The sequence below is a fragment of the Ruegeria sp. C6 genome, assembly GCF_056537625.1.
Window position 1 is genome coordinate 1 of record NZ_JBQFRW010000017.1, and the last position, 6227, is coordinate 6227.

General features: G+C 57.4%; 6 protein-coding genes. 5 read left to right on the forward strand and 1 reads right to left on the reverse strand.

Features of this window, described 5'->3' with window-relative positions; genetic code table 11:
• Positions 1-347 precede the first annotated feature (347 nt).
• Complete coding sequence (locus ACR0MJ_RS20605; protein ID WP_170683996.1) at positions 348-1025, reverse strand: ankyrin repeat domain-containing protein; 678 nt, start codon at positions 1023-1025, stop codon at positions 348-350.
• Between the two features lie 54 nt (positions 1026-1079).
• Here ACR0MJ_RS20605 and ACR0MJ_RS20610 point away from each other — a divergent pair, with 54 nt between their 5' ends.
• The 5 genes from ACR0MJ_RS20610 to ACR0MJ_RS20630 all read left to right on the forward strand — a co-directional run bounded on the left by ACR0MJ_RS20610 (position 1080) and on the right by ACR0MJ_RS20630 (position 6125).
• Positions 1080-1424 (forward strand): WGR domain-containing protein, encoded by a 345-nt coding sequence (locus ACR0MJ_RS20610; protein WP_480762433.1) that lies wholly within the window; start codon positions 1080-1082, stop codon positions 1422-1424.
• A 525-nt stretch (positions 1425-1949) separates the two neighbouring features.
• Positions 1950-2354, forward strand: a complete 405-nt coding sequence (locus ACR0MJ_RS20615; RefSeq protein ID WP_170683998.1) for a DUF3768 domain-containing protein — start codon at positions 1950-1952, stop codon at positions 2352-2354.
• A gap of 323 nt (positions 2355-2677) precedes the next feature.
• Positions 2678-4543 (forward strand): ParB N-terminal domain-containing protein, encoded by a 1866-nt coding sequence (locus ACR0MJ_RS20620; RefSeq protein WP_170684000.1) that lies wholly within the window; start codon positions 2678-2680, stop codon positions 4541-4543.
• A 177-nt stretch (positions 4544-4720) separates the two neighbouring features.
• Positions 4721-5257, forward strand: a complete 537-nt coding sequence (locus ACR0MJ_RS20625) for a hypothetical protein (RefSeq protein WP_170684002.1) — start codon at positions 4721-4723, stop codon at positions 5255-5257.
• A 667-nt stretch (positions 5258-5924) separates the two neighbouring features.
• Positions 5925-6125 carry a hypothetical protein gene (locus ACR0MJ_RS20630; protein WP_170684004.1) on the forward strand — a complete coding sequence of 67 codons (201 nt, stop codon included), beginning with the start codon at positions 5925-5927 and terminating at the stop codon, positions 6123-6125.
• Positions 6126-6227 lie beyond the last annotated feature (102 nt).

Consider the following 6227-nt stretch of genomic DNA (forward strand, 5'->3'; position numbering starts at 1 on the left):
GTTTTTCGATCCTTTCCAAGCAGCAACCTTGTTAATGTTCTAGGTGTTACCCGTTGCGGCCGGATTTGTAACAACTGAAGACGTGCCGATAGCCACATCTGTGCGCATACGAAGATTGCGTCGGGGGTAGGGAACTTCAATACCGTTGGATTTGAACTTGTTTCACACCCGCAGCATGACTTCGCTTTCCACATTTCTGATCTTGTCCATTGTGCCGTTACCCGTGAGATGTGTTCAACTCTGTCACCGCTCCACTAAGAGAAGAACTTGATTTGAGGTTGGTCTCATCCAAGCTGCCATCGGCACCTGTGAGGTGGAACGCTCCGCTTCAGCCTGCTGGACTGGTCTCAGTCATCTTTTCTTAGCCGTTCTGCCATCTCAGAAAATCCTCGTAATTCGGCGTGTTCGAGTGGTGTAGTTCCGTTTCGATCGGCAAGCGATCGGTCAGCACCCGCTGCCAACAGTGCATCCAGAACTGCAAGATGATCCGGGCCGCCGTCGCCAAGCACAACGGCTTCGATAACTGCTGTCCAGTGCAGGTTGTTCACATGGTCCAGAGGCGCGCCAGCAGCGATTAGCCGCCTGACAATCTCAACATGGCCGAGATGCGCGGCCGCAATCAGAGCCGTTCCTTCATAAGGGCTGGTCGTTAGGCCTGGATCGTTGCCCAATTCGATTGCGAGTGTCATCAATTCTGGATCATTTGCAACGGCCGCTATCGTGACCACGTCGTAGGCCTGACCCTCAAGTGCGTTCATGTCGGCGCCAGCCTCAGCCAGTATACTCAATGCCTCGTCCTCTGAAGCAAACGCGGCCACATGGGCTGGTGTGCGGTCCAGCGAGTCCCGCGCGTTGACGTTTGCCCCTGCCGCAACGAGTTGCCGGATCATTTCTTCGTTGCCGGTGTGAGCGGCTGCGAAGAAACCGTCGTATTGCGCGACCTCATCAGCCGAAGGCGGTGTCTGCGCCGTGCTTGCGCTGGCGGCAAGACCCATCACGAAGGCAAATAGTAAAAAACGAAACATGGCCGATCCTATTACCTACATATTGGTCACCTATAGTAGTAGCGGAAGTATTCGATGTCATTTTCCATTCAGGATCAGAATCCTTTCACGGGAATTGATTTCGCAAAGTCATTGGACAGACGGGCTGAGTTTGCCGACAGTCGCGTCATGGAACTGACAGACACCACACCTGTCCACCTGATCCACGTGGACCCTGACGTCAACATGGCGCGGTTCTACGGAATAGAGCTGCAGCCGACGCTGTTTGGGGAAGTGTCCGTTCTTCGTACCTGGGGACGTATCGGCACAAACGGACAAGCCATGTTGGTGACATACGAAGACGAAGCCCGGGCTGCTGAAGCGCTCCATAACCTCGAAAACCAAAAGCGCCGTCGAGGGTATGTCCCGGTCGGTGAGTGACTTCAGGTTGCAATCTGTTTCCGTAGCAAATCCCGAGCCTGTCGTCTCGTGACCGGGCTCTAGGTTCCAGCCGGCATATCGGCTTCCACCCAGAACACCCCAGCATGATCTCCCTGACGCAATAGCCCCTGAACCGTCTCGTGCTAGCCGGGGCAGGGGCTTTGGGTCATGGTCGGTCCATGCCGTGGTGATCTGCCCGTTCGGGTGACGATCCCTTTTGCGCTCCCGCAGGATCGAAGATCCTTTGGCTTTTTTTGTTGGTCAGGCGGGATTTGGACAAGCCAAACGCCACCCGACGTCAGGGGGAAGGCGCGGCCTCCCCCCTCGGACAAGACAAATAGACAAGACCGTGTCCTCGCGCGGGGCGCTGCGGGCCGCACCACTCTTGTCGATTTGTCCTGTCTCGCCCCTCTCCGCGTTCGCCACGGGGCAGGTTTTAGAGACGACGCCCTTTCAGGGCTCGGCTCAAAACCAGCACCAAAAGGGGATCAGCCCCGGAGGTCGCATCACAAAGGAGAGACGGTTTTGAATATCGAAGCGGAAAAAGACATTGAGAATGACACGAGCCTTCAGGCGACAGAAATCGCGGCCCAGAATGACCTGTTTCGGAAAGCCCTGATCGACCCAAATGCGGCGATTGAGATGCATTCCAAGGGCATTCAGGGGCAGGTGTTTGTCACGCCCGGCGTGTCGGGCGAGGGTGTGGACTTCCAGACTGCAGCTTTGGCTGCAGTGGCGTCGGATGACCAGTTTGACGAGGGCAATGACCCCTACGGTGATCACACATTCGGAACGGTGACAATCAGCGGCCAGAAGCTGTTCTGGAAAATCGATCTCTATGACGCGGATTACACCTATGGCTCCGACCGCCCGTTTGACACGTCAGTGACGCGCCGCGTCCTGACCATCATGTGCCCCAGCGAATACTGAGACCAGCCCTGTCCCAAAGGGGCAGGGTCTGCATACGCAACCCGCGCAGGAAAGGTCCCTCTCGGGACATGCAAGCATGCCCTGCCGGGCAGCGGGTGAGTTCATGCCAGCAACAACCTGAAAGGGGGTGATGAAAATAAGTCAGGAAACCTTGCAGCAACGACGGCGCGAAGCCGTTGAGCTGGTCAAGAAGGGAGGTCTCTCCGCCAAGATCGGCCTCGCCTTCTTGAAACAACACGCAGCCGCCTAACGGCCCCGCTCTACCCCGGAAGGGGTAGGGCACCCTTAACACGAAGCGAAGCACTCAAACAAGGATTTGCCCCATGAGCAAAGTCGAAACATTCACCGCACCGGAAACCATTGAAACCATCGCCCTGTCCGATCTCTACCTGTCCGATCTGAACCCACGACAGGACGTTGCCGAGGAAGGTATCGCCTTGCTGGCTGACAGTCTGATCATGTGTGGCCTGATCCAGAACCTCAGCGGTCTGCGCGATGCCGATGGCAAAGTCGCCATCGTTGCCGGTGGCCGCCGTTTGCGGGCGCTGAATATCGCTGTGACCGAACGCGCCGATCTGGCACAGGTTCCAGTGAAGGTCACCGACAATCCGTTTGTGGCCGAGCAATGGGCCAATGCGGAGAACACCGCCCGGGAAGAACTGGACCCGGTGGACGAGGTCCGCGCCTATGGCAAGATGGCGGAGAAATCCCTGTCTGTTGCCAAGATCAGCAATGCGTTTGGCGTGACTGAGGCACATGTGCGCCGCCGTCTCGCACTGGCGGGTCTGCCTACCGTCGTTCTGGACGCGCTCAAGGCGGGTGAAATCAGCATGGGTCTGGCCAAGGCCATGACCGTCAGCACCGAGGAAGAGAAAATTCTTGAGGTGCTGGAACAAGCTAAAGAGTACCGGTGGTTCAGTGAGCATGATGTGAAACAGGCGCTGATGTCAGAGGCTGTCAGCAGCACCAACCGCAAGGCCGTGTTTGTCGGGCAGAAGGCTTATGTTGAGGCGGGTGGCACCGTCACCGCTGATCTCTTTGCCGATGAAACCCTGTTCAATGAGGGCGCGCTATTGGATCATATGTTTGCTGAGAAACTGGCAGCAGAAGCAGAGAAGCTGCGCGAAGCGGACGGCTGGGACTGGGTGGACACCCATGATGAAAGCTACATTCCCTATAGGTTCTCGGGAAGTGAAGGCATGCACCGCCTCGAGATGGTGAGCCGGGAGTTTACCGAAGAACAGGCCGAACGGTATGACGAACTGGCCGAACTCTATGAGGCTGAGGCTTTGGACGCGGATGGCAAAAAAGAACTAACCGCGCTCGAGGACTACGCTGCGCCATTTTATTCCGACGCGCAGCGCAAGCTGTCCGGCGTGTTCCTCTATGTCGGCAACAAGGGCGAGATCAAAACATCCTCGGCCTATGTCGCGGCGGAACATGTGCAAGCCGCCATTGAGGCCGGTGTTCTGGCCCCGGTCAAAGAGCCTGAGGCCAAAGAGACACCAAAACCGGCCTATTCGCAGAAGTTCATCGACGACATGGTAGCGATCCGGCTGGCAGCAGTTCAAACGGCTCTGCTGGACAAGCCGGATTATGTGCTGAGCCTGTTTGCTTTCTACGCAACCCCGGCCTCCGGTCTGACCAGTAACCTGTTCGGGTTTGGCTATGGTGGCGCTGAGCGGAACACGCCTGAGATCGATGACCAGTTCATCCTCGACCCGCGTCTCGGCGGGGAGCGGGATGAAGCGGCAGAGGCAGCTTATGACCAATTCCAGAAGATGGCCGCACAAGGCAGCGTGGAGGCATTCAAAGCGTTTCGCGAACTGGGCAAGAAGGTCCGGAATGGAGAGATCACAGGTTTTCTGGCCCGGCGGTTCCTGACCCAGCGCCCGGAGTTCATGGCGGAGATCGAGGCTGAGATTGGTGCCGACATGCGCGCGATCTGGACCCCGTCTGCTGAGAACTGCTTCAAACGGCTGAAAGGCTGGCAGCTGGATGATCTCTACAAAGACCTGCTGGACCTGCATTTGGACACCGACATGTTCAAAGCCTTCGCGAAATCCAAGAAAGGCGCGAAGAACGAGGCGCTGCACAAGCTTTTCAATGAACCGGAACATCAGGCGGCACTGGGCGTGACCGAGGCGCAGACAGCCCGGATCAATGCTTGGGTGCCTGAGTGCTTCTGAACCAGCAGGGCAGGGCGCGTTGCGCCCTGTCCATCAACCCCTAGCTGTGTCAGTCATCAATGATGAAAACTCAAAGTGGCATTGCGCAATCCCCCCGTCGCGCATAGCTATCAGAGGTCGGTCACCCGGCTCATTTTCTAAAGCGATCACTTGATCAGAACGGATTTGGATAGACCCATGGACACCCCATCGAACAAGCTCGAAAAAGCCGCTCGCCGCGTTTGGAAATCCGCGCAGATGTTTGTCGGGTTTCATACGGATCAGAAGGGTAAGCCACGCGAACAGCCAAAGCTCTGGCCGCCAAAGAACGGAAGCGCATCGATCCACAATGATCCCAGCGCGCAAGAGGCCATCGTCGTCGTCAAAGCCGCTGATCCAGAGACAACAAAGGACGTGCAGATCAAGCTGCATCCCAGTCGCATTGTTGTGCGCCGCGATGCGGATATGTGGTGGCAGGGTGTGGCTGTGGATGAGCAGTCCGTGACGGTCCGAATGGCCGACAACACGATCATCGAAATCCGCCATGACGGATCGGTGAAGCGGCGCTCGGCGGAAGATGAAACCCATGTGGAAGCCGATGGCAGCATCTTCAAATTCACGGAATTTGCCGAGGCGCATATGACGGGTGACGGCGTGGAAATGACCCGGCGCACCGAGGATCGCATTGCCACGATCACGGCCGACGGTGTTGTCGATCGCGCGCGCAAGCGTTAGCCTGCACTCAATACCTCCAAGACTTTCCTTTGGTTTAACTGCGGCCCGCTTCGGTGGGCCTCTTTCTTGGGGCGTCATCACGCGGCCTTTGTCCATGCGCGGGTCCTGCCGCCAGGCGCGCGGGTCGTGGTTATGTCACCGCGATATCCACCCCGCCAAATTGAGTCCGGCTGATCACCTGCTCCGCACATGCGCGGACCAGGGCCGGACCATCCGGTCTTTGGCCTCCGCCAATTGGAAAGCGCGACTTGCACCGCCAGCGATCTTTCATTCTTTGCCTCGAGGGTCATAACGATCTGGAAAGGCCGCTTGCACTTGGAACTGAGCATAGCGCTTGTGATTGACCGAGGTGATGTTGCCACCATGGAAGGCAACGCTTTGTTCAGATGTTTCGCGCGCAGCGATCCCAGAAAGCCTTGCCTTTCACTTGGTCTGACAGTTTCAACCCCGTTGCCGGAGATGATCCTCGGCTGACGTGTTTCTGAAGTGATGAACATAAGCGGGCAGTCGGGGAAGACGCGCGGTGCCTGGGCCGGGCGCCGCGCTTCAACAGGGAATTTCCCCTGCGCCTGCGGCGCATTCCGCGCGGATCAAATTCCCTGCTGACATCCCCTTGATGCCCGCTTTTCCCATGTTCATCGAAACACGCAAAAGCGAGGATCAAACAATGGCAACTCAAACTCTGAAACTGAACGTCAAGACAGGTGAAAAAGAAGGCAAGACGTTCTGGGATCGCTGCGGGGTTCTCTTTGTCAACACCGATGAGACCGGCAACATCACCTCGATCCAGGTTAAGCACAACATGTTCCCCGGCGTCGAGATGGTGGCCTTCCCGAAGCGGGTCGATGACGAGCCAGTCACCGAATGACGAGAGGGCAGGGCGGCGCAAGCCGCCCTTTCCATTGCTCTGGCCAAAGAGCCGGACCACACATGCGCCATGTGTGGCGCGCGGACCAATGGCCGGGCAGCG